The sequence below is a fragment of the Paenibacillus algorifonticola genome (assembly GCF_050481745.1).
GTDB classification, from domain to species: domain Bacteria; phylum Bacillota; class Bacilli; order Paenibacillales; family Paenibacillaceae; genus Pristimantibacillus; species Pristimantibacillus algorifonticola_A.
Window position 1 is genome coordinate 106,671 of the sequence record NZ_JBCNGR010000016.1, and the last position, 23,711, is coordinate 130,381.

Here is a 23,711-nt window from a genome sequence, read left to right on the forward strand (position 1 = left end):
AGAGTGATTCAAAAACGCTCGATTATCGGAGCGGCAATCGGACTTGTTATTGCCGCTGCAACAAGCTGGCTGCTGCCAGAATTTATAACGGTGCTTATTCCTGTCGCAGCTACGCTCACGGGTGTGGTGCTCGATGAGAAGCGGCTGCTGCGCAAAACCAATATTATCGATGCGATTCCATCGCCTGCCCGTGCTTCTTCTGGGCCTGGGCAGCTGCCGGAAGCTGTGCAGCCTTCTTCCTCTGGCGGAGGCGGGACATTTGCATCTGCGCCAGCACCGGCGATTAGTCCTATATTTGATCCCGTGCTGGAGTATTTGGAAGTGCTGGAGGATATGGTGATATCCGAAGGGCAGAAAAACACGCTGGACAATGAAATTGTGGAAAAGTCCTGTTCGCTTTTTCTCCGTTTGCACCGGGTATTGCCACTCCTGTCTGAGCTGAATAATGATGAAATTAATCATACGGTCAGACGGCTTGTGCTCAAGGAGCTGAACAGCGTCATCAATCCTTTCTTAAGGCTGAGCGGCGACGCCAAAACGAAAAACCGCCGTATTTTGCTAAATGGTCTGAGGGATATTAATACAAAAATTTCGGAAATTGTTGCAACGATTGAACACAAGGATTTGATGGAGCTGCAAACCAAGGCGGAGGTTATTCACAAACGCTACAACTACTCGGAGTTTTAATTGCACGTCAGATTGAAAATCCGTGGGGAGGGAATTTAAGTGTCCATACAAACGATTCAATTGAAAAAAGAAGACGAGCAGAAGGCCGTCCAGGAAGCGGCCGTCATTATTCAGAAGGTAGCACAGGCCGATACGCTTTCACTCGATGGCTTAATGGACGAGATGGGCAAGCTGGGCGCCAAGACGCAGGAGCGTGCGGGCGCGACACTTAAGCAGCTGGAACGTCCGGTTGCCACCCTCATGTCAGGCGGGTCCAGCCAAGTATCAAATCTGATTTTGTCGCTGCGTAATGAATGCGAATCTTTGCAGCAAAGTAAAAATGTCGGCTTTATTGGCAAGCTGATCCGCAAGTCGCCTGTGAAAAACTACGTATATAAATATCAGTCCGTAAGGACGAATATTGATGCGATTGTGCAGGGGCTGCGGGATGGCAAGGATGGCCTTGAGGAGAGCATTGTGAATATGCGTACGCTCAAGCGCAGCTCGCTTGAGGAAATCTATTCGCTGCAAGAGAAGATCGCCATGGGCAACAGGCTCAAGGAGCTGTTCGAATCGGAAATTGCCAAGCCGGAAAATGAGCAGCGCAAAACGTATCTGGAGCGTGGCTTGCGTAAAGTCGTCACCCGCATCCAGTCGATGACCGAGGATATACTGCTGTTCAATCAGGCGGTTGCTGCGACGGACATCGTCAATGACAACAGCGACAAGCTGATTGATGCGGTCAACAACAGCATTTATAAAGCGTCTAATCTGATTACGGTGTCGGCGATGATTACGCTCGCTATCGAGGATCAGTTGAAAATCGCCAATGCAGTCGAGAGTGTAAACAGCACGATTGAAGACCAGTTCAAGCGCAATGCCGAGCTGCTCAAAACGTCAACGGAAAAGTCGGCGGAGCTGCTCAAAAAACCAGCGATGTCGCTGGAGGCTGTCAATACGGCGATTGCCGATCTGATTACAGCGCTCGACACATCGGAAAAATCCAACCGCGACATTATCGCGACCTGCAAAACGCATACGGAGAAGCTGGCGCAAATCAACCAAAGCATGTCGAAGCGTCTAGGCTTGGAAACAGGCGGACAATCGCAAGCGGCCATTAGCAGTGGAGCTGCTGGCGCAAACGACATAGACAGGCTGCTCAGCTAAATATAGCAGGAGGCTCGTTCTATTTTAACAACGATACACATAGATGGCGCCACTCATTCATAGGCTTAACAAAAGCGATGGAATGAGAGGATGGTTGTCTTTGATTGCAGTAGGCACGCTCGGCTTATTGATTGTAACGTTGATTATCGTTGCCACCAGCGAACGGGTAGAGGCCATTTTAGAGCAGCATAACCAATTATAATCGTGGGCAGGGCCGTATTTTCTGTAGAACAGGAAGATGCGGCCATTGTTATCGTTCTATGGAAAACGAGAATAGAGTCGAATTTTATATAATATTAGCGTAATGGCGGATCATTTGGTAAAATTGACTTATCGGAAGAATTCGGGCCTGCTGCTCGTATGGAGGGAACGATAATGTTGGATTTTTCATTTGAGATGCTGGATGAACATACAATAAACGTAGAATACGTTTTTGGCAGCGAGAAATTTATATTTAATCTATTTTATTCGAATGATAATTGGACCATTCATCCCTTCGATGGCATCTTACTTAAAAATCGTGATCTGTGTCGCAGCGTTATGAGCGATTTATTTCAAAACAAGTCATTTCAAATTATGCTCGCGAAAGAAAATATTATTTTATCGTCGATTCGTTCCTCGGTTAATCTGAATCCTTACGAGGAAGAGGAGGAAGTGCCAGAGCCGGAGAGGCTGCGGGGTGAGCGCTACGGCGGTGATGGGGGCGGCGGCCGCGCAGAGCGGAGCGAGCTGGATGATTTCATCAACAGCCATACACTGGATGAGATTTTGGAGCTGGAGCGCAGCCTCATCGAGGAGCGGACAACCCTTTTCAAATCAGTGCTGCAGAAAATGTTTATGGATGGCCTTGGGCCTGGCGACAGTGAATTTAATCAAATTCAGGAGCTTGTGAAGGCGTATAAGAGGGCGGGCGAGGACATCGCCAAAATTCGGTAATGCCAATGTTAAAGTCTATTATCCTATTTAAGTTTGGAGAGAAACTATGGATGCTTCCCAGTTAGCGGTTCGAATCAAAGAGAAGGACCCGTTGGTTTTCGCGGAAATTACAAAGGTCTATTATGATAGGCTGTTTTCAACTGCTTATAGGATGCTTGGCAGCCGTCAGGAAAGCGAGGATGTCCTGCAAGAAACGTTTATTCGCCTGCTGACGAATATCGATAAATTCGACCCTTCGAAAAACTTTACGACCTGGATTTTTCAAATTACGATTAATTTATGTATTGATACGCTAAGAAAACGCAAGACGCGCCGAAGCGTCTCTTTGGATGCGGAGCCGGATTATTTTATGTCGCAATGGCCGCTTAAGGAAACGCTGCCGAGTCTGGATAAAGGGCCGGAGCATGTGTATTTGGAACAGGAGCTATCTGAGGAGCTGTCCGAGGTGATGAAGGGCTTGTCCGATAAGGATCGCGAACTGGTCGTGAAGCGATATTTTTACGATATGTCGCTGGACGAAATTAGCCAGGAGACACAGGTACCTGTCGGCACCATAAAATCACGGTTATTTCGCGTGCGTCAGCTATTGAAGAAAAAATGGAGCATACTAAATTTGCGTGGTGCTTCCTTGAAATTTCTTAGCAGCATGATGATGAGCGGGCCGCTTTTTTAGAAAGCGTGCCAACATCGGCAAGCTTGAGGCAGTACGAATGATCGGAGGAATAAATTGAAATGAGACATGAAATTTTATATCGCGGCGCTTTTCCTTTATTGAAGGTGCAGTTGGAGCGCGGCGAAACGATTAAAGCAGAGTCGGGTGCGATGGTATCGATGTCGCCAAACCTTGAGCTGAAAGGTACGCTTGATGGCGGCATTATGCGCGGCCTTGGGCGGATGCTGAGCGGCGAGAAGTTTTTCTTTCAAGAGCTGTCTGCAACACGGGGCCCAGGCGAAGCACTGCTCGCTTCTGCAGCGATTGGCGATATTGAATCGATTGAGCTTGATGGATCGTACAAGCTGTATGTGCAGAAGGATGGTTTCTTGGCTGGAACGCCGGGTATTGAGGTTAATACGAAGATGCAAAACCTGGCGAAAGGCTTTTTGTCGGGCGAAGGCTTCTTTATTGTCGAAATTAGCGGCAAAGGAACCGTATTTCTTTCCTCCTACGGAACGATTCATGCGGTGCAGCTGGCCGCTGGTGAGGAAGTTATCATCGATAACGGTCATCTTGTAGCATGGCCAGATTATATGGATTATCGCATCGAAAAGGCATCAAGCGGCTGGTTGTCCAGCATTACGAGCGGAGAAGGCGTTGTGTGCCGGTTCCGTGGCGAAGGCGTCGTCTTGATCCAAACGAGAAATCCGAAAAGCTTCGGCGGCTGGATTAATCAGTTTATTCCAAAGGGATAAAACGAAGGCATATAGACGATTCGGCTCGAAGGCCGAAGGTCGAAGGATTGTGAAAAGGCAAGGCATTTAGCTCGGATGGACGAGCTAGACGCCTTGCTTTTTATTTTTTTAAAGCAGTGCCCGTATAGCTGCTTCAAGCTCCAGCGGCTGTACAGTCGGCTCAAAACGGTCAGCCACTTGACCGCTGCGATCAATGAGAAACTTGGAAAAATTCCACTTGATTTCATCTCCGGCATGGAGATCGGGGTATTTTTCACGTAAAAACTGGTCCAGCCACTGGCCATTCGGGGTTCGCATATCGAAACCGTGAAACGGAGCTTCACTCACTAAATAGCGGAACAAAGGATGAGCCGTTTCGCCTCGAACGTCCACCTTGCTGAGCAGAGGGAACGTGACGCCAAAGCTTTGCTCGCAATAGGCTTTTACTTCAGCATCGCTGCCCGGTTCTTTGTCATTAAATTGATTGCAGGGGAAAGCGAGTATCTCCAATCCCTGCTGGTGATGGGTTTCGTAAAGCTGCTGGAGTGCGGCAAATTGGCTGGAATAACCGCATTTACTCGCCGTATTAACAATGAGGACAACCTTCCCCTGATAGGCTGCCCAATCCAGCCATTCTCCGTTTATCGTTTTAACTTGAAAGTCATAGATGGACAAGTTGATCGCTCCCTTCGGCGCTATACAACCTATCATAGGACAATTTGGTTTATTGGTCTAATATATAATAGAGATAAAGATTATAGTTTTCACCTATGCCGATCAGCCATGCTGGGCGAGTCTGGTTTTGCGATAGTCGGCGGGGGTGACGCCGAAGCTTTTCTTGAACATGCGATGGAAATAGGAGCTGCTCGTATAGCCGCTTTTATCTGCAATATCCACGACGGACCAATCGGTATTTTCCAAATAATCTTTGGCATGCTCCAGCCGCACCTGATTAATGACGTCGACGACAGCGGTCAGCGTCTGCTGCTTGTAAACCCGGCTAATATAGATGGAGGACATATCCAGCTCCTCTGCAATCCAATTCAAGCATAGATTGGAGTTCGCGAAGTCGCGCTCAATCAGCTCATTGATTTTACGAATGAGATCGCTTTGCTTAACCGTACGCTTTTCCATAAGCCTAGCCTGAATATCATCAAACAAGGTGAAAAATAAGGCGTTCATTTCCTCCACCGTCTCGAATTTATCGAGTGAAGGGATGTTCGTATTCAGCCCGGTTTCGACCTCGAGGCTGTTATTTTTATGAATCGTGTACAAAATCGTATTGACCGTCATTGTTAAATGGGAAATAGCGAGCTGCACGACGTGAATCGGATAGTCAGCCGTCTCCTCTACAATAGAGGCGAAAATCTGCTTTGCATCGATACTTTTGGAAGCCATCAGCGCATCGGTCAGCTTCTTCTCCTTATCGACGGGGAATTTATATTCCTTCGCTTTCAGCTCCATAATCTGCTGCGAATAGATCAAGCAGCCCTGCCCATAAAATAAGCGATGCAGCGAAGCCTCCTTCACCTGCTTATAGAGGGAGGCAAGCTGCTGAGGCTGGTTCGCCTCCGGGCTGTACGTCATAGAAATGCCTATCCGCAAATATTCCAGGCTCGAATGCTGAATTTGCAGCAGCATCGTCCGCAGCAGCTCATCATCCGGCTGTTCCGTCGATTCGAGGCGGCCAAGCATGAGCACAACGCTGTCTTCATTCATATCAACCGTTTCGACGCGGTAATGCTTCAGCCCAATTTCCCAGCTAATGTTCATAATGGCGAATTTATAAGCGAGCAGATCATTGCCCCGCGTTTCTCTGAGCGATTCCAGATCATCAATTTTTATTAATACAACGCGGTAATGGTTTGTAAAATCAAACGTAATGCCGCTTTGCTCAAGCTTGTCGAGCTGGGTTTTCGTCTGCAATTGCTGTGCGCCCTCCAGCAAATTGCGTAAAATATTTTGTCTGATCGTATAGGAGCTGTTGCGCCGCTCTGTTTCGAGCATATGCATTTTATCCATAATATGATGGATCGGGCGGTAGAGCATACGTGACAGCAGCCAGGAAATAAGCAGGCCGATGGCCAAAATCGCGGCGGCAATAGCAAGCGTCGTATTGCGAATGGCACTTACTTTTCCTGTAATTTCGCCATAAGGCGTGACACGAACATATTGCCATTCGAGCGCATCCGAGGACGTATAGGAAATGAGCGATTTCTGGCCGTCAAATTGCGCCACAATATAGCCCGGCTGCTGCTGCCCGAAAATTTGCGATATAAGCCTATCATTATCTTGCTTATTCAGCGATTTGAGGGCAAGTGTATCACGCGAAAGCATGCGCTGGCGATCATCGATAATAAACGATTTGCCGAGTGACTCGCTGGAGGCGGTTCCAATATCTTTATTAATCCACGACGATGAAATATTAACGATGACTGCCGAATTTATCGTTTGATTTTTGCCGACCGCATCATAGCCTAAATAAGTATAGACATGCTGCACGGGAGAAGGCTGGCCAGGCAATAAAGGGCTGCCGGTCTCCTCGGGAACATAGGAACGCGGGATTGGAGTAAATGGCTTATACGTCTGGAAATCGTCTAACGTCTGTAAAATGCCTTTATCGGAAATTTCCTCCTTGGTAAAAATCCCGCTTTGCCCCGAACGATTGGCAATATAAAATTGATTGCTCACTGAATTGTATACATATATCGACTCAATAAACGGCATGGAGCTCAAGTAGTTGGTCAAGTCATTCATAGCTGCCGTCACATCATAAATATTAGGCTTCGTATAAAAAAGCAGCTTGGAAATCGTAAACGTCCGGTACAGCTGGAAGGTGAGCGATTGGGCGCTCTCCGTCATGCTGTTCACTTCCTGGCTCGTTCGGGTCAGGCTGCTGACGTCGGATAAATAGGCTTGCTTCAAATCCAGCCTTGTATAAGCAAGATAATAGAAGAAGGACGAAATAAGCAGCGTCAATACGATACATAATGTAATGCTGAGCAGAAACCTGCTGTAGAGCTTTCCGTTATTTTTCCATGCGTTGGCTTTCATAGCTGTCCCCCTCTTTTCTTAGTAAGCGCTTACTTTTTATAAGTCTCTAATTGGTTTAGATATCGGTTTCCTGATTATACGCATATGTCAGTTTGTTCACCTGATCCCTCATGCATCTCTGTTCATATTATAAACTTCACTTTGCCAACCGTACAATGTATTCTATGCATAAAATTGAACGGCCTTGCTCTGAACGCTGTGAACAAACCGAACTGGAGTGAACTTTTTGGCAAAACCAATACGTTCAGATGACAAAGCTATTGCTTTCCTTTAGACTTTTCCTCGAATTCGCAGTGCAATATGGATAAGTCGAAGGGAAAGTGACAAAATGATTCATTCCAAGCTTCCAAAAATTTGGTATGGCGGTGACTATAACCCTGATCAATGGCCAGAGGCGATCTGGCAGGAGGATATGCGTTTGTTTAAGGAGGCGGGCATTAATGTCGTTACACTTCCGGTATTTAGCTGGGCGAAGCTGCAGCCTTCCGAGGACGTTTATCAGTTCGAATGGCTGGATAGGCTGCTGGATCTCATAGCTGAAAATGGGATTTATGCCTGCCTCGCCACCTCGACGGCTGCACAGCCGGCATGGATGTCACGCAAGTATGACGATATTTTGCCGGTGGATGTAGATGGACGGAAGCGGACGCATGGCTCCCGTACTAATTTTTGTCCGAATAGCAAGACGTACCGCCGTTTCTCCCGTGCTCTTGCGGCGAAGCTAGCCGAGCGCTACAAGGAGCATCCCGCGCTGCTCATTTGGCATATTAACAATGAGTATGGCACACATTGCTATTGCAATCATTGTGCGGAAGCTTTTCGCGTCTGGCTGCAGGCGAAGTTCGGGACCATCGAACGCTTGAACGCAGAGTGGAACATGAGCTTCTGGGGCCATACGGTGTATGACTGGGTAGATATTGTGCCGCCATCTAACCTCAACGGAGACAACCGCCATTTTCAGCCGATGGCACTCGATTATAAGCGGTTTATGTCCGATTCCATGCTTGACTGCTATAAAGGAGAGTATGAGGAGCTGAAGCGTATTACCCCGGATTTGCCGATTACGACCAATATATGGGGGCTGTTCAACGGCCTTGATTTGCAAAAATGGGGCGATGCGATGGATGTCGTGTCCTGGGACAGCTATCCGCAAATGAATGAGCCGATGGGCAATGTGGCGATGCGCCATGATTATATGCGGGGCCTGAAGCAGGGCAAGCCGTTCATGCTGATGGAGCAGACGCCAAGCCAGCAAAACTGGCAGCCCTACAACAGCCTCAAGCGCCCGGGCGTCATGCGGCTGTGGAGCTATCAGGCGGTCGCGCATGGTGCCGACACGGTGATGTTCTTTCAGCTGCGCCGCTCGATCGGCGCTTGCGAGAAATATCATGGCGCGTTAATCGAGCATGTCGGGCATGAGCATACACGCGTATTCCGTGAATGCGCGCAGCTTGGGCAAGAGCTTGAGGCGCTGGGCGACAAGCTGCTGGATGCCACGGTACATGCACAAGCCGCGCTGCTGTTTGATATCGACAACTGGAATGCCGTTGAGATCACGAGCGGTCCAAGTGTGGACTTGAACTATTTGGATCAGGCGCAGCGTTATTATAAAGCTTTCTATGACCAAAACATTCAAATGGACGTCATCAGCCCGCTCAGCGACTTCTCCAAGTACAAGATCGTCGTCGCTCCCGTCATGTATATGCTGAAGCCGGGCGTAGCCGAGCGCATCGAAGCGTTCGTGCAGGCTGGCGGCACGTTTATTACGACCTTTTTCAGCGGTATCGTCAATGAAAATGATCTGGTCACGCTGGGCGGCTATCCAGGCGCGTTAAGAAAGCTGCTTGGCGTGTGGGTCGAAGAAATCGACAGCTTGACGCCGGATATGCGCAACACCATCGAAGTGGGAGAGCAGTTTGGCTATATAGCCGGGGGCTCTTATGAGTGTGAGCTGCTATGCGATTTGCTTCATTTGGAGGGCGCAGAGGCCATTGGCAGCTATGGGTCCGATTTTTATGCGGGGATGCCAGCGCTAACCGTCAATCGCTACGGGGAAGGCGAAGCCTATTATGTGGCGACGGTTCCTGAGCAGAAGCTGCTGCGCGGGCTCGTGCAGACGCTTTGCGAGAAGCATGGCATCGGGGCACCGCTCCTTGCGGATGCCGGAGTCGAGCTTGCCCAGCGTCATAAAGGGGAGGAAGCTTACATCTTCGTACTGAATCATAATCCTTTTGAGTCCAAGCTTGAACTGGGAGAAGCAGAATACACCGATTTGCTGACCTTTGAACACTTGTCTGGCGCAATAACAATCGAACCATATGGCGTCATGATCTTGAAGATATCGACATAGGCGAGGCTGCTATAGAAGAGCCGTTTTTCCTGTTCACACCGGGAAAAGCGGCTTTTTCTCTATGTTTTTTTCACTTAGCAACGTTAGTAGACAGCCTGTGAAAAGCTGAAAAATGCATAGAGGTGCAATTCGTTCACCTGTGTTTTCGCAGCATTTTTCACTAATTGCCTGATGTTGCTCTAGCTGAGCGTTTCGAGCCTGCTATACACTGAGGGCACAACGAACGACGCAGCAGCAGCAGTTGCCAAGAAGTTAAGCAAGTGAGCATGAGGGCAATTGCAGCTAGCGCCGTACAAATGAAAACAAGAAAAAGCAAAGCTGAAAGCTGAAAGGGGAGACATAGCCTGCATGAATACCAGAAGAGGTTTTTTTCACGAGCTGATCACCAACCGCATTTTATTTCTCATGCTGCTGCCGACAATTTTATTTTTCATCATCAATTCCTATTTACCGATGGTCGGCATCTATTACGCTTTCACGAGGTTCGATTATAATACGAGCTTATTCAATAGTGAATTCGTTGGGCTGGAAAACTTCAAATTTTTATGGCAATCCGGCATTTTGACTAAATTGACCTTAAATACAATTGGCTACAATATAGCCTTTATCGGGCTTGGCAATGTGCTTGCCATCGCGCTGGCGATTCTGCTAAGCGAGCTAAAAACAAAATGGTTCAAGAAGCTGACGCAATCCGTTATGTTTTTGCCTTATTTCGTATCGTTCGTTATCCTGAGCGTTATCGTGTACAATTTGTTCAACTATGAAAGCGGATTCTTGAACACGCTGCTCAAGCAGCTGAGCATCGAGCCGGTGGATGTATACAATACACCTTGGGTATGGGTGCCGCTCATTATTTTGTTCTATCTATGGAAAAACCTCGGTTACAGCATGGTTATCTATTTAGCCGCTATTACAGGCATCAGTGATGAATATTATGAAGCTGCCAAAATTGACGGCGCCAACATTTTTCAACGGATTTGGTACATTACGGTTCCCATGCTGAAAACGACATTCGTCGTCCTGCTGCTGTTCGCTCTCGGCAGCATTATGAAAGGACAGTTCGACTTGTTCTATCAATTAATCGGCAACAACGGCGTGCTGTATGATGCGACGGACATTCTCGATACGTATGTGTACCGCTCGCTGAAAGTAACGTTTGATATTGGGATGTCGACTGCTGCGGGTCTTTACCAATCGTTGTTCGGCTTTATCCTCATTATGACGGTCAACTATATTATTCGGAAAATCAACGACGAATACGCGCTGTTTTAGGAGCGCGTTGAAAAAGAGGCTGTGTTGCATGGAAAGCTTGGCTTCCGATCGCCATTACCCTTGAATTTCTATGAAATACCCCCATAGGGGGAAATTCAAGGGTAAAAGCGAACGCTAACGCTTCTCCAGCTCAACCTCTCCATTCCACTACGCCTTTTTCATCTCCCTCCTAAATGGGAGGAAAAAGGGAGCTTAGTTGCTTACGCACTTGCGCTCTACCTTTTAGTTCAAGAACCAAGAGCCAAGAACCAAGAGCCAAGAGCCAAGGGCAAGACCAGAAACAATTACTTGGCCGTATTCTTGCTTATGTTGTACCTTCTAGAGCAAGTGTACTTGTTTTGTGCCTAAGCGAGTGCTCAAGCATGGGAGCGAAGGGATCTTAAACACAAAGATGTAGACATTTATAAGCGTCAAATCAATTGTTTTCTGCTGTATGAATTCGAGCTTTGTGGTTTGTGTTTTAGAAGGAGGGGGCGGGTGAGGAGGACGAGCGGAGTAAAAGGTTTGAGCTGGAGAAGCGTGAGCGTTCGCTTTTGTCCGTGGAAATTTACCGCTGGCGGTATATTGACGAATTTCCACGGGCAATGGCGATCGTAGGCCAAACCTTTTACGCAGCGACGCTCCAATCTCACCAAGCGCGCACTTATTCTAATCACCGACACAAAGAGAACATGGAGGTTACTTTATGAAAATCAAAGACGACAGCTATATGCTGCTGTTCCGCATTATTGCTTTTGTAGTTATTTTGCTCACGTCCGTCGCTTGCCTGTTTCCGTTTCTGCTCATTGTGTCAGCTTCGTTCACCCAGAACGAATCAATTCTCCGCGACGGGTATCATTTGATCCCGCAGGTGTTTTCACTCGAAGGCTACTCAACAGTGCTGCGATTCCCGCAGCAGGTCATCAATGCCTACACAGTAACGATCATAACGACAGTCGTCGGCACATTTCTCGGTCTGTTTTTCATTACGATGGCCGGTTACGTCCTGCAGCGCAGAGATTTTAAATATCGGAATTTTTTCTCCTTCTTTATTTATTTCACGACGCTGTTCGGAGGCGGACTTGTGCCGTGGTACATTATGCTGACGAAATATTTGCAGCTCACCGATACGTATGCGGTGCTCATTCTTCCAGGACTTATGACGCCGTTTCTCATTATATTGATGAAAAACTTCATCCGCTCCGCCGTTCCCGATGAGGTAACGGAATCGGCTAAAATCGATGGCGCGAATGATTTTACAATCTACGCTCGCATCGTCCTGCAATTGTCGATGCCGGGCATTGCAACCGTCGGGCTGTTTCTGGCGCTGGCTTACTGGAATGACTGGTTTACATCCTCGCTGTTCATTAATGACACGACGATGTACCAGCTTCAATATTATCTCTACAACATCATCAATGCGATGAGCTTCCTGTCACAGATGGGAGCGGGCACAGGCGTTTCGCTTGGCGGCGATATGCCGATGGAGTCGACAAAGATGGCGATGGCCATTATTGTAACCGGCCCGATTTTGTTCCTTTACCCTTTCGTTCAGCGTTATTTTGTAAAAGGCTTGACGATTGGAGCTGTAAAAGGTTAGAACTGTACCAGAGTGCACAGCGGCAAGCTTGCTACTAGGGTCCAGCTAACATATATAGGTTCAACTTATAAAAGGGAGGATTCACATGATGAAGAAAAAGAGCAAAGGTTTAGTCATGCTTCTCACCGTAATGCTGCTTATGAGCATGATCGCAGCTTGCAGCGGCAATGGTGGCGGAAATACGGCAGCATCCAGCAGTCCAGCAGATAGCGGAGCAGCTACTGCTTCTCCGGACAATGCGCAAGCAGGCGAGAAAACGGGTATCGATACTTCCAAAAAAGTAGAATTGCAATTTTATATGCTAGGCGATGCGCCAAAGGATCTAGCTGCGATTCAAGACAAAATCAACGAAATGGCGCTTCAGGATTTGAATGCAACCGTCAAGTTCAACTACACGTCATGGACCGATTGGGAGCAAAAATATAAATTGCTGCTCGGCTCCGGCCAGCAGGTTGACCTGATCTTTACAGCAGAATGGACACAATACCAGTCCTATGCGAAAAAAGGCGCTTTCCAGCCGCTCGACAAGCTGCTTCCTGTAGCTGCGCCGAAGCTGAACGAGTTCGTGCCGAAAGATATGTGGGAAGCGGTTAAAATCGACAACCAAATCTTCACCGTTCCGGCAACGTACAAAGAGTATGTAACGAATGGCTTTGTATGGCGTGAAGATCTTCGTAAAAAATACAATCTGCCAGAGCCAAAAGACTTGAAAACGTATGAAGAGTATTTGGCTGGTATTAAAGCTAATGAGCCGAGCATGCGTCCAATCGCACTGGGTGCAGACGTTCGCGGCAGTCTTGTGAACCAAATTCGCGATGTCGAGCACAAAGCAATCGGCGCGCTGCCTTATGGTCTTGGCGTGAACTACTTTGAGCCAGGCAACATTTACACGTACTGGGGCTCGGATGAGCAAAAAGCGGATTTGGAGCTGATTAAGCGTTGGCAGGATAACGGCTACATCCCGAAAAACGTGCTCAACATCAACGACGTTATTCAGGAGCAGCTGACAAGCGGCAAAGCAGCAACGATTTTTGGAGACAACCCAACTCGCTTCAATGATTCGGTTATTAAAGTGCAAGCGGCTCACCCAGATTGGGAGCTGAAATACTACCCATTCCCGCTTACAACAGGTATTGCAACACCAGTACATGCGATTCACAACGGCTTTGCGATTCCAACAAGCAGCAAAAACCCAGAGCGCGCACTGGCATTCTATGAAAAAATGGTTACAGACCAACGCTACAACCTGCTCACTCAATACGGTGTTGAAGGCAAAAACTATGAAGTGAAAGATGGCTACTACCAAATGATCGGCGATGCAAGCTCCAACGGCTTTGCTCGTGAAGGAATGAACGGCTGGGCATGGAGAAATCCAGAGTTCATGCTGTTTGACAAAAACTATGACGGCGTAAAGGCGATCTTCGACGAGCTGGACAAAATCCAAGTTCCAGACAAATTCAACGGCTTTGCTGAAGACTACAGCTCTTACCAAGCCGAGAGAGCAGCGCTTGAGCAAGTGGAGAAGCAGTACCTGTTCCCGCTGCAAGCTGGTCTCGTGGACAATATTGACGAAGGCTTGAAAACGTTCATGGACAAGGCGAAGCAAGCTGGACTTGAGAAAATTCAAGCTGAGTACATGAAACAATGGCAAGCTTATGTAACAGAGAAAAATATTAAATAAACGGCAAACCTGTACCAGAGGCAGCTCGAGGTAAAGGCGGAAAAGCGGTGGTATGTCCCAGAGGGACATAACCGCCGCTTTTCTTATGCAATAAGATAGGGGATTAGGTGCGGATGCCTAAGTACAATGACAGTCAAATGAAAAGCACATATTCGGCCTTTTGAATCAAACGCTTACATAATGATCTATGCTACAATATAGCTATAGTGATCCTTCTTATAACAGGTTTAGAGAGGATGTTAATCATTGGATAAAGTCAGAATCGGCATATTAGGCCTTGGGAATATGGGAACAGGACATGCACGTTATTTGATTGAAGGAAGAGTAGAAGGCGCCGTGCTTGCTGCGGTGTCGGATGTACGGTCCGAACGTTTGGAGCTGGCGGCGCAGGAGTGGGGGACAGAACTAAAGCTGTATTCGACGGCTGAGGAGTTGTTCAGCTCAGGCGAGGTCGACGCGGTGCTCATCTGCACGCCGCATTATGACCATCCGCAGCAGGCAGCGGCAGCACTGGAGTCGGGGCTGCACGTATTAATTGAGAAGCCTGCGGGCGTTTATACGAAGCAGGTTCGCGAGATGAATGAAGCGGCGGCTCGCAGCAATAAAGTGTTCGGCATTATGTATAATCAACGCACGAATCCGCTGTACGCGAAGCTTCGCGATTTGATTATATCCGGGGAGCTCGGGGAAGTTCGCCGCACGAACTGGATTATTACGAACTGGTACCGCTCGCAGAGCTATTACGATTCGGGCGGCTGGCGTGCAACATGGGCTGGCGAAGGCGGCGGCGTACTGCTGAACCAGGACCCGCATCAGCTTGACCTGTGGCAGTGGACGACAGGAATGATGCCGAAGCGCGTACGTGCTTTTTGCTCCTTTGGAAAACACCGTGATATTGAAGTGGAAAACGATGTGACGGCTTACGTGGAATATGAAAATGGAGCAACGGGTGTGTTTGTCACCTCGACCTTTGAGTCGCCGGGAACGAACCGTTTTGAAATTTCCGGTGAACGCGGCAAAATCGTCATTGAAAATGACAAAATGACGTTTTGGCGGCTGCGCGTATCTGAAACCGAATTTAATGCGAGCTTTAAAGGCGGCTTCGGCCAGCCGGAATGCTGGAAATTCGAAATTCCGGTCAGCGATGGCGGCAATCACATGGGCATTACCCAGGACTGGGTAAATGCGATTCTGCATGGCACGCCACTACTTGCTCCAGGCGAAGAGGGCATTAGGGGACTGGAGCTATCCAATGCGATGCTGCTCTCTACTTGGACGGATGGATGGGTCGATCTTCCGATTAACGAGGATTTATTTTATGAGAAGCTGCAAGAGAGAATACGCAGCTCGGATAAGAACAAAGATGTAAACAGTTACGAGACGCTGGATGTTAAAGGTACTCATTAAATACAAACGAGCAAGCGAGAGGGAGGCAATATTTTATGTCAACAGCAAATGGAATGACTTATGCCCCGAAAGGCAAGCCGAAGCCAGTAGTTAAAGAAGGGGAATTTGTATTCGCTGCTTTGTCGCTCGATCATGGACATATTTATGGCATGTGTAATGGTCTTCGGGAAGCGGGCGGCACGCTCAAGTGGGTTTATGATCCAGACCCGAAGAAGGTAGAAGCCTTTGTACGCACCTATCCTGAGGTTCGCCCAGCGGAATCGAAGCAGCAAATTTTGCAGGATGCGGAAGTGGTGCTCGTTGCAGCAGCGGCGATTACAAATTTGCGCGGCCCGCTTGGCGTCGAGGTCATGGAGCATGGCAAGCATTATTTTACCGACAAAGCGCCGTTTACGACGCTGGAGCAGCTGGCTGAAGCGCGTAAAGTAACGGCAGCTACGGGCAAAATTTATGCAGTCTATTACAGCGAGCGCCTTCATGTGGAATCCGCTGAGTTCGCTGGGCAGCTCGTGAAGGACGGAGCTATTGGCCGCGTGCTGAATGTATTGGGATTGGGGCCGCATCGTTTGAATGCAGCGGCTAGGCCAGACTGGTTTTTCAATAAGGAGCAGTACGGCGGCATTATTTGTGATCTTAGCAGCCATCAAATTGAACAGTTTCTGTATTTCGCAGGCTGCAAGGATGCGACGGTGCAATCCAGCAAAATAGCTAATTACAATAACAAGCAATACCCAGAGCTTGAGGATTTTGGTGACGTTACACTTATTGGCGACAACGGGGCTACGCATTATTCTCGCGTGGACTGGTTTACACCGGATGGCTTGTCTACTTGGGGAGATGGGCGGACGATTATTCTTGGCACAGAAGGCTATATCGAGCTGCGCAAATATGTCGATTTGACGAGAGGCGGCAGCGACCATCTGTTCCTCGTGAATGGAGACGGCGAGCAAAAATTGGATGTGTTGGACAAGGTGGGCTTCCCTTATTTTGGAGCGCTTATTCTAGATTGCTTGAATGGGACGGAGCTTGCGATGTCGCAGGCGCATACGTTTAAGGCAGCAGAGCTGTGCTTGCAGGCACAATTACAGGCTGTTCGGGTCGAATAGGGAAAGAGCAGAGGGAGTAAAGCATACAATACGGTTTGAGGAAGGGAGAAACGTAAATCGATGATGAAGTTATCTGTATTTACGGTAGCTACACCGGAGCTGGGGCCCGAGGAGCTGGCGGCCGCGGCGCAGGAGGCAGGAATTCATGCTGTAGAATGGCGTTACAAGGAAGCGCCGGATGCGGCTGTAGCAAGCCAGGAGCCGTCTTTCTGGGGCAACAATCGCTGTACGATTTTCCCCTCAGGCGGCGATGAAATGCTGGACCGCTTCGGAAAGGCGGCTGCTGATCATGGACTGACAACGCTTAGCCTGACCCCATATCTCACCGCTGGCGATTTGGAGGCGACCGAACAGGTGCTGAAAGCGGCGAAGCGGGTAGGGGCTTCCTTTATCCGGGTTGGTGTTCCGGGTTATGACCGCACAAGGCCGTTCGGCGAGCTGTTCACGCTCGCACGGACGTATTTGCAGCAAACGCAGGAGCTGTGCCGGAAGTATGGCGTTAAAGGCTTAGTCGAGACCCATCATCAGACAATTGCGGCAAGCGCTTCCGCGGCTTATCGGCTATGCGAAGGGCTGGACCCGGATTGTATTGGCGTACTTTACGATCCCGGCAACATGGTTTACGAAGGCTTTGAAAACTACCGGATGGGACTGGAGCTGCTAGGTCCTTATTTGGCACATGTGCATGTGAAAAATGCGGGCTGGCAAGCTGGCCCAGAAGAAACAGATGGCAGCATTAGCTGGAAGGCGGACTGGACGGGACTAGCTAAAGGGGTAGTGCCGTGGAAGCAAATGATTGAGGATTTGCAGGCTGTCGGCTACGACGGCTATCTCGGCATTGAAGATTTCAGCAAGGAATTTGCGGAGTCTCCAGACATGCTGCGTCATTTTGTCCGCTATATTAATGGACTGCAGTCCAGCGATTAAAATGATCGATTTCAGTTATCAAATCCAAACACCGCTTGAACCCATTTTTCATTCGCATACCTATTACGAGGTTTATTATTTTCATGAAGGAAAATGCAACTATTTGATTGGCGATCAAATTTATCATATGCAGCCGGGTGATATGATGATTTTGTTCGGCATGACGCTGCATTGCGCCAAAATTGATCCTTCCGTTCCTTATGTCCGGACGATTGTCCATTTTGAGCCTTCGCTGCTGCGCCCGCTGCTGGAGCTGCCGCAGGCGCTCAATGTTATGGAGCCGTTTGAGGAGCTGCGCAATCACCGCCTGCGGCTCAGAGGCGAGCATAAGGAAGAGGCGGAGCGGCTTTTGGCTCAAATGCATATGCATCAGCAGCGGGGCGATGCCATCGGCAGCAACCGTCTGCTGCTTGCCTTTGTTGATTTATTGTATTTTATTTTTGGCTTGTGCGAGCAGCCTCTAAGGGACCGGCAAGAATTTTCCTCGGATAAGGAGCAGACGGTGCAGCGCATTATTTCCTTGCTGGAGCACAGCTATACGGACGATTTGCATATGGAGCAGCTGGAAGAACGGCTGCATTTAAGCAAGTCGTACATTGCCAGACTGTTTAAGGATGTGACGGGTGTAACGGTTTTTCATTATGTGTATAGAAGGCGAATCAATGAGGCGAAAATCATGTTTTTGATGGAGCCGTCCGTCACGGTTACAGAAGCTTGCTATCGGCTGGGCTTCAAGCATTTGGCCCATTTCAGCAGAATGTTCAAGCAGTTCGTCGGTGTATCACCAGAGCAGTTCAAGCGGCGCGAGACGCAAGGCTAATCGTATAAATAAGGGGAATGATTCGGGTGAAGCTGGAACGTGGGCAGAAGCTGTTGTTCATTGGGGACTCAATTACGGATTGCGATCGGAACAAGCAGGATGGCGAGGGGCTGTTCGGCGCGCTTGGCAGAGGTTATGTAGCGCAGGTGGATGCGCTGCTGCAGGCGGTTTATCCGGAGCTCGGTATTCGCGTAGTGAACATGGGAACGGGCGGGCATACGGTCCGTGATTTGAAAGCGAGATGGCAGGAAGATGTGACGGATAAAAAAACGGATGTGCTTTCGATCATGATCGGCATCAATGATGTATGGCGCCAATATGATACGCCGTTCATTACGGATTGGCATGTCTATATCGAGGAGTACGAGCAAACGCTGCGCGAACTGGTAGCACTTGCGAAGCCGGTGGCCGGAAGCGGTATCGTGCTGATGACGCCTTTCTTTCTGGAAAGCAATGAGCAGGATGCGATGCGCCGCACGATGGACGAATATGGTGCAGTTGTACGCCGAATAGCAGATGAGACGGGCTGTCTGTTTATTGATACACAGGCGGCATTTAATAAAGTGCTTGCCCATCTGTATTCCGCTACTTTGGCGTGGGATCGCGTGCATCCGACGGCGGCAGGCCATATGGTGCTGGCGAGAGCTTTTTTGCAGGCAATGGATTTCGATTGGACGAAATAAAATGGGCTATAGCTTAGAAGCTTATCCGCTGCGGATAAGCTTCTTTTGATTTTAATGCTGCATAAGTCGTCCATGCGAGAGTTTTAAAAGAAGTAGACGATGGAAATAAAACAATAAACATATTGCCAAAACTAATGCCATTAGTTATTATGAAACTAATGATATTAGTTTTTGCGCAGCAAGCGCAAAATACCGAGGAGCGATCCATTGTGAGAATGACTAGACACCAGCATATCTATCAGTTGACCTACTTGCCCCATGTATTTCCTGTAAATTGCTATTTGATCGAAGAAGAGGATGGCTTGACGCTGATCGATGCAGCACTTCCGAATAATGCCGAAGCGATTATGCAGGCAGCACGAAAGCTCGGCAAGCCGATTGTACGGATCGTGCTGACGCATGCGCATGATGATCATATCGGTGCGCTGGATAAGCTCAAAGCACAGCTGCCGGAGGCGGTTGTAGCGATCTCGGCGAGGGATGCGCGATTGCTGCGGGGAGACCGCTCCTTGGAACCGCGAGAGCCGGCTACCCCAATCAGAGGCGGTGTGCCGAAAAAAGTAGCAACGAAGCCGGATCTGCTGCTTCAAGATGGCGACCGTATCGGCTCGCTGCTGGCGGTTGCAGCACCGGGACATACGCCCGGCTCCATGGCCTTTCTCGATACGAGAGGCGGCGAGCTGATTGCCGGTGATGCTTTTCAGCTGCGTGGGGGCCTTGCGGTAAGCGGACAAGTTCGGCCATTGTTTCCATTTCCGGCCTGGGCAACCTGGAATAAGCAGCAGTCGCTGATTAGTGCGAAGCGCCTGCTTGCGCTGAAGCCGTCCTTGCTGGCAGTCGGACATGGTAACCTGCTTGTTGACCCGGCGGCCGCAATGGAGCAGGCCATCATAGCTGCTGAACGCAAGCTCGCTGCTGCCGCGGTGCATTAAAGGAAAAGCACGCTGATATAATCTGTATGGATTTCAGAATAGCAAGGAGAAGATGACATGTCGCCAAGAATAGGCTTGGATGTACCGACGATAGTTCGGACAGCCGCAGAAATTGCCAATACGCAAGGGCTGGAAGCAGTGACGATGGCTTCGCTTTCGCAGAAGCTGGGCATTCGCTCCCCCTCCTTATACAATCATATAGACGGTTTGAGTGGGGTGAAGCTGGCGCTTGCGATTTATGGCTTGCGCGAAATGAACGAGCAGATGAGTAAAGCGGTAGAAGGGCTGACAGGGGAAGACGCCGTTTATGCGGCGGGCAAAGCCTATGTTGCTTTTGCCCGCTCGAATCCGGGTGTTTACGAGGCGACGATTCCGTCCCAATCCCAAGATAATGATGAATTTAAAGCGGTCAGCGAGCAGCTGATGGGGCTCATTATTAATTTGCTGGATAGCTACAAATTAAAGCAGGAGATGGCCATTCATATCGTCCGCGGCTTGCGCAGTCTGCTGCATGGATTTAGCTCCATTGAGCAGAAAGGCGGCTTCGGCTTGCCCTACCAGTTGGATGAATCGATGCAGCTTGTACTGCAAACGTATTTGTCGGGTATTCAAAGCTTAAGCAAAGAAGATTAAACGTTGTCTGGGCATAAAATAGACCTCTTCCTACGTATGATGAAAGGGAAGCATGTATGAACTATTTTTCCAGAAGGGAGAGGGCTGCCGATTACGAAGCAACAGCTGCCGCGAAGCTCGCTACTGTCTATTGGAGGGATGCTGCTTCCCCTTGTCATTCACGGCATTCATTTGCTGCTGCCACTGCTGTTGACAGGGAGTATAGCAGTAGAAAGCAGCATGCATAGGCATCACGGCGAAGCGGCCAGTTCGGGAACAGATTGGGTGGGCTTGCTGCTAAGCGGCATTACGGCTATCTCGGTCATCGCAACCATCATTTATTTATACCGAATTTGGACCAGCAAAACCTGCAGCAGAACGAACGCCTGGCTGTACACGGGCATTTCCGTTGTCTGCTTTGTGCTCATCGCCGCAACATTATAAGGCAATAGGGAAGGCTCAAAGCCAAGCAGCGGCCGGAGCTTTCTCTTTTTTTTTTGCAAAAATCTTCTGTTGCGCTTCTGGTTGAATTTTGCTCTAATGAAAGTAACGTAAATGAATGAGTACTCTTCGGGATAAGGAAGAGATTCGAAAGGAAGCAGCAGAAGATGGAAACAAAAGCCCGATTGCAAAAATTTGGCATGCAAATGACTCCTCGCGTCTGGTATAACGCCAAAATTGATGTGGGCGCTTCATTATTGTTCAGCTTGTTTAATGTGGTGCTTAATCAGTTTTACATGCCGTTTGCAATACAGCAGGGGGCGACGAACTTTCAGGTAGGGCTATTGTCGGCAGCTCCGGCAATTGGCCTTATTTTCTCGCCGCTGTGGGCGAACTGGATCGAGAAAAGCAACAATCCCAAACCGTTTGTGGTCATTCCAAACTTAATTGGCAGGCTGCTTCTGCTGCTTCCGGCGTTGTTTGCTCATCCTTCGGTGTTTGTGGCAACGGCGCTCGTTTTTCAAATTTTGATGGGTATTCAAGCTCCGGCTTATGCGGCACTAGTGTCCCGCATGTATCCGCCCGATGTAAGAGGCAGGCTGATGGGGTATGTGCGAGTGGCTATGGGAGCCATAATGATCCCGCTCGCCTATTTGGTCGGAAAATGGGCCGATACGTCCGGAACGGCCTGGCCGCTCGTCTGTGCAGCGGCAGCAGGCACCTTGTCTATATTGCTGTTCCAGACGCTGCGTCTGCCAAAAGTTCCGCTGAAAAAGCTGGTAGCTCCCGGCGCATCGGTCACCCGCTTCTCGCTGCGCGACCAGTGGAAGCTCGTGTCGGGGAACAAGAAGCTGGCTGTGCTGCTGGCCGCAACGTCGCTTGCTGGCTTCGGCAATATGCTGTCGATTCCGCTATACCAGATTATTCAGGTACAGGTGCTTGAGCTGAGCAATGTGCAAATTGGTTATGCGCGCGTCGCTTATTTTATCGGACTGCTGGTCACTTATTTTATAGCGGGCTGGATGATTGACCGTTTTGATATCCGCTATACGATATTGGGCGGTATTGCAGCATATGCTATCGTTCCGATGCTTTATGGGTTGATAGGCACCTACCCGGCTGTCATACTCGGCAATGGGATCCAGGGAATTGGCGAAGCGATTTGGGATATTGGCATTCTTTCTTATATTTTCAGGCTTGCACCTGGCCGGGAGGCGGTCGTGTTCGGTATCCATCTGATGTTGTTTGGCGTGAGGGGGACGATTGGGCCATTGCTGAGCGCGGGCTTTTCGGACAGTGTGCCGCTGAGTACGCTGCTTATCGGGGCTGCCATTTTTGGCTGGGTCGGCACGCTGCTGTTTGTAATCGGCAACCGCAAGCGGGCGGGGACGCGGCTTTCAAACGGCACTACGCTAGGAGAGTAAAGGGGCAGCAGGACCGCTGCCTTACATACAGCTTAGAGAACGCTTACAACCAATATGGGAAACGGCTGATGATCATTTGAAGGAGGAGACAAAAATGACTGATGTTTTTCGATTTGATTTTGGTATTGGAGCTGCGAGGGACGGGCATGTGAAGGTAACGGACTCTACGTTGTACGAGCCGGGCAAAGGCTACGGATTCAGCTCGGTCACAAAGGTAGCGGCGAAGAGCCGTGTGGAAGCGGAGGGCATGGGCAGCGACTTCTGCATTCCCGTGGAAACCTCTTTTTTGCTTGATGTTGAAAATGGTGTCTACACCGTGAATTTGTTAATCGGCGATGCCATAACCGCAACGGAGACGACGATTAAAGCCGGCTGTGGCCGACTCATGGCACAGCGTTTGAGGACGGTAGCAGGCGAGTTTATTCGCTACAGCTTTTCCTTGTCCATAAGGGATGGTCGAATCCGCCTGGCCTTTACGGGATTGGCGCCGCGCATTAATGCGCTTGAGGTGCTTTCTTCCAACCAAACGCCGACCCTTTTTCTTGCTGGGGATTCAACCGTTACGGATCAGCCTGAGGATGGCTATCCCTATGCGGGCTGGGGCCAAATGCTGCCCAAATGGTTCAAGCAGGATGTAGCCATTGAGAATAGGGCGGTTTCCGGTCGCAGTTCCAAAAGCTTTATTGGAGAGGGCCGCCTTGATGAAATCTTTCAATGGATGAAGCCGAGGGACGTGTTGATGATTCAGTTCGGACATAATGACCAGAAGCCGGATGAGGAGCGGCGGACGGAGCCTTTTACCACTTATAAGGAATATTTAAAACAGTACATAGACGGGGCTCGGCAGCGCGAGGCGATTCCCGTACTGGTGACGTCCGTACAGCGGCGATTTTATGAAGCAGATGGTAGTCTCGTCGATACCCATGGCGATTATTTAATTGCGATGAGGGAGCTTGCCGAGGAGGAAAACGTTCCGTTAATCGATTTGGCAGAGGAAAGCCGCAAGCTGTTCGAGGAGCTTGGTCCGGAAGCGACCCAATCGGTATTTATGTGGGCGGCACCCGGCGAGTTTATGAACTTTCCCAATGGTGTAGAGGACAATACGCATTTTCAAGAGCGCGGTGCGCTGCAGGTTGCCAGCCTTGTTGTGGAGCAGCTGAAGCCATTGAGGCTGGGGGCTATCCAGGTCGCGTTCCGCTAAGCGCTGTTTTGCCAAGTGAGCTCTGTACATTCAGCGGACGTTCAGGCGGCATTCATACGGTGTT

Annotated in this window: 21 protein-coding genes; 19 read left to right on the plus strand and 2 right to left on the minus strand. The window is 49.3% G+C overall.

Features of this window, described 5'->3' with window-relative positions:
* Nucleotides 1-6: 6 nt before the first annotated feature.
* From ABEW34_RS15780 to ABEW34_RS15800, 5 genes are all read left to right on the plus strand, one after another.
* The gene (locus tag ABEW34_RS15780) at nt 7-687 is read left to right on the plus strand and encodes a hypothetical protein (RefSeq protein ID WP_430160220.1); all 681 of its coding nucleotides are present in this window, start codon (nt 7-9) and stop codon (nt 685-687) included.
* A gap of 39 nt (nt 688-726) precedes the next feature.
* The gene (locus ABEW34_RS15785) at nt 727-1,833 is read left to right on the plus strand and encodes a toxic anion resistance protein (RefSeq protein WP_430160137.1); all 1,107 of its coding nucleotides are present in this window, start codon (nt 727-729) and stop codon (nt 1,831-1,833) included.
* Nucleotides 1,834-2,208: 375 nt separating this feature from the next.
* Nucleotides 2,209-2,769: a hypothetical protein gene (locus tag ABEW34_RS15790; RefSeq protein WP_430160138.1), complete on the plus strand. Its 561-nt coding sequence runs from the start codon at nt 2,209-2,211 to the stop codon at nt 2,767-2,769.
* Nucleotides 2,770-2,815: 46 nt separating this feature from the next.
* Nucleotides 2,816-3,442 carry an RNA polymerase sigma factor gene (locus ABEW34_RS15795; RefSeq protein ID WP_056034011.1) on the plus strand — a complete coding sequence of 209 codons (627 nt, stop codon included), beginning with the start codon at nt 2,816-2,818 and terminating at the stop codon, nt 3,440-3,442.
* A gap of 59 nt (nt 3,443-3,501) precedes the next feature.
* Nucleotides 3,502-4,179, plus strand: a complete 678-nt coding sequence (locus ABEW34_RS15800; protein ID WP_430160139.1) for a TIGR00266 family protein — start codon at nt 3,502-3,504, stop codon at nt 4,177-4,179.
* Nucleotides 4,180-4,287: 108 nt separating this feature from the next.
* On the opposite strand, the gene ABEW34_RS15805 is transcribed toward ABEW34_RS15800, so the two are convergent.
* Together ABEW34_RS15805 and ABEW34_RS15810 are read right to left on the minus strand one after the other, a co-directional pair.
* Entirely contained in the window at nt 4,288-4,833 is a 546-nt protein-coding gene (locus tag ABEW34_RS15805; RefSeq protein ID WP_430160140.1) for a glutathione peroxidase, read from the minus strand.
* 102 nt (nt 4,834-4,935) lie between these two features.
* Nucleotides 4,936-7,212, minus strand: coding sequence for a helix-turn-helix domain-containing protein (locus ABEW34_RS15810; protein ID WP_430160141.1), 2,277 nt, complete (start codon nt 7,210-7,212; stop codon nt 4,936-4,938).
* A gap of 328 nt (nt 7,213-7,540) precedes the next feature.
* Here ABEW34_RS15810 and ABEW34_RS15815 point away from each other — a divergent pair, with 328 nt between their 5' ends.
* From ABEW34_RS15815 to ABEW34_RS15880, 14 genes are all read left to right on the plus strand, one after another.
* Complete coding sequence (locus ABEW34_RS15815; protein WP_430160142.1) at nt 7,541-9,562, plus strand: beta-galactosidase; 2,022 nt, start codon at nt 7,541-7,543, stop codon at nt 9,560-9,562.
* Nucleotides 9,563-9,910: 348 nt separating this feature from the next.
* A complete protein-coding gene (locus tag ABEW34_RS15820; RefSeq protein WP_338554937.1) occupies nt 9,911-10,834 on the plus strand; it encodes an ABC transporter permease in 924 nt (307 codons plus the stop codon).
* Between the two features lie 685 nt (nt 10,835-11,519).
* Nucleotides 11,520-12,413 carry a carbohydrate ABC transporter permease gene (locus tag ABEW34_RS15825; protein ID WP_430160143.1) on the plus strand — a complete coding sequence of 298 codons (894 nt, stop codon included), beginning with the start codon at nt 11,520-11,522 and terminating at the stop codon, nt 12,411-12,413.
* An 85-nt stretch (nt 12,414-12,498) separates the two neighbouring features.
* Nucleotides 12,499-14,094 carry an extracellular solute-binding protein gene (locus ABEW34_RS15830; RefSeq protein WP_430160144.1) on the plus strand — a complete coding sequence of 532 codons (1,596 nt, stop codon included), beginning with the start codon at nt 12,499-12,501 and terminating at the stop codon, nt 14,092-14,094.
* A gap of 246 nt (nt 14,095-14,340) precedes the next feature.
* Nucleotides 14,341-15,501 (plus strand): Gfo/Idh/MocA family protein, encoded by a 1,161-nt coding sequence (locus ABEW34_RS15835; protein WP_430160145.1) that lies wholly within the window; start codon nt 14,341-14,343, stop codon nt 15,499-15,501.
* Nucleotides 15,502-15,536: 35 nt separating this feature from the next.
* Entirely contained in the window at nt 15,537-16,607 is a 1,071-nt protein-coding gene (locus ABEW34_RS15840) for a Gfo/Idh/MocA family protein (RefSeq protein WP_430160146.1), read from the plus strand.
* A gap of 63 nt (nt 16,608-16,670) precedes the next feature.
* Entirely contained in the window at nt 16,671-17,534 is an 864-nt protein-coding gene (locus ABEW34_RS15845; RefSeq protein ID WP_430160221.1) for a sugar phosphate isomerase/epimerase family protein, read from the plus strand.
* Nucleotide 17,535: 1 nt separating this feature from the next.
* Nucleotides 17,536-18,354 (plus strand): AraC family transcriptional regulator, encoded by an 819-nt coding sequence (locus ABEW34_RS15850; protein ID WP_430160147.1) that lies wholly within the window; start codon nt 17,536-17,538, stop codon nt 18,352-18,354.
* Nucleotides 18,355-18,380: 26 nt separating this feature from the next.
* On the plus strand, nt 18,381-19,037 hold the full coding sequence (locus tag ABEW34_RS15855) for an SGNH/GDSL hydrolase family protein (protein ID WP_430160148.1): 657 nt from the start codon (nt 18,381-18,383) through the stop codon (nt 19,035-19,037).
* Nucleotides 19,038-19,246: 209 nt separating this feature from the next.
* Nucleotides 19,247-19,969: an MBL fold metallo-hydrolase gene (locus tag ABEW34_RS15860; protein ID WP_430160149.1), complete on the plus strand. Its 723-nt coding sequence runs from the start codon at nt 19,247-19,249 to the stop codon at nt 19,967-19,969.
* Between the two features lie 57 nt (nt 19,970-20,026).
* Nucleotides 20,027-20,602: a WHG domain-containing protein gene (locus tag ABEW34_RS15865; protein ID WP_430160150.1), complete on the plus strand. Its 576-nt coding sequence runs from the start codon at nt 20,027-20,029 to the stop codon at nt 20,600-20,602.
* 138 nt (nt 20,603-20,740) lie between these two features.
* Nucleotides 20,741-21,025: a hypothetical protein gene (locus tag ABEW34_RS15870; protein ID WP_430160151.1), complete on the plus strand. Its 285-nt coding sequence runs from the start codon at nt 20,741-20,743 to the stop codon at nt 21,023-21,025.
* Between the two features lie 164 nt (nt 21,026-21,189).
* A complete protein-coding gene (locus ABEW34_RS15875) occupies nt 21,190-22,446 on the plus strand; it encodes an MFS transporter (protein ID WP_430160152.1) in 1,257 nt (418 codons plus the stop codon).
* Between the two features lie 94 nt (nt 22,447-22,540).
* Complete coding sequence (locus tag ABEW34_RS15880; protein ID WP_430160153.1) at nt 22,541-23,647, plus strand: rhamnogalacturonan acetylesterase; 1,107 nt, start codon at nt 22,541-22,543, stop codon at nt 23,645-23,647.
* Nucleotides 23,648-23,711: the final 64 nt, after the last annotated feature.

Excerpts from the sequence above, each read along its gene's own strand:
- ABEW34_RS15875 (WP_430160152.1), top strand. The coding sequence starts at position 21,190 with ATGGAAACAAAAGCCCGATTGCAAAAATTTGGCATGCAAATGACTCCT.
- ABEW34_RS15790 (WP_430160138.1), top strand. The coding sequence starts at position 2,209 with ATGTTGGATTTTTCATTTGAGATGCTGGATGAACATACAATAAACGTA.
- ABEW34_RS15825 (WP_430160143.1), top strand. The coding sequence starts at position 11,520 with ATGAAAATCAAAGACGACAGCTATATGCTGCTGTTCCGCATTATTGCT.
- ABEW34_RS15870 (WP_430160151.1), top strand. The coding sequence starts at position 20,741 with ATGCTGCTTCCCCTTGTCATTCACGGCATTCATTTGCTGCTGCCACTG.
- ABEW34_RS15800 (WP_430160139.1), top strand. The coding sequence starts at position 3,502 with ATGAGACATGAAATTTTATATCGCGGCGCTTTTCCTTTATTGAAGGTG.
- ABEW34_RS15880 (WP_430160153.1), top strand. The coding sequence starts at position 22,541 with ATGACTGATGTTTTTCGATTTGATTTTGGTATTGGAGCTGCGAGGGAC.
- ABEW34_RS15795 (WP_056034011.1), top strand. The coding sequence starts at position 2,816 with ATGGATGCTTCCCAGTTAGCGGTTCGAATCAAAGAGAAGGACCCGTTG.
- ABEW34_RS15815 (WP_430160142.1), top strand. The coding sequence starts at position 7,541 with ATGATTCATTCCAAGCTTCCAAAAATTTGGTATGGCGGTGACTATAAC.
- ABEW34_RS15810 (WP_430160141.1), bottom strand. The coding sequence starts at position 7,212 with ATGAAAGCCAACGCATGGAAAAATAACGGAAAGCTCTACAGCAGGTTT.
- ABEW34_RS15840 (WP_430160146.1), top strand. The coding sequence starts at position 15,537 with ATGTCAACAGCAAATGGAATGACTTATGCCCCGAAAGGCAAGCCGAAG.
- ABEW34_RS15850 (WP_430160147.1), top strand. The coding sequence starts at position 17,536 with ATGATCGATTTCAGTTATCAAATCCAAACACCGCTTGAACCCATTTTT.
- ABEW34_RS15845 (WP_430160221.1), top strand. The coding sequence starts at position 16,671 with ATGAAGTTATCTGTATTTACGGTAGCTACACCGGAGCTGGGGCCCGAG.
- ABEW34_RS15865 (WP_430160150.1), top strand. The coding sequence starts at position 20,027 with ATGTCGCCAAGAATAGGCTTGGATGTACCGACGATAGTTCGGACAGCC.
- ABEW34_RS15820 (WP_338554937.1), top strand. The coding sequence starts at position 9,911 with ATGAATACCAGAAGAGGTTTTTTTCACGAGCTGATCACCAACCGCATT.
- ABEW34_RS15830 (WP_430160144.1), top strand. The coding sequence starts at position 12,499 with ATGATGAAGAAAAAGAGCAAAGGTTTAGTCATGCTTCTCACCGTAATG.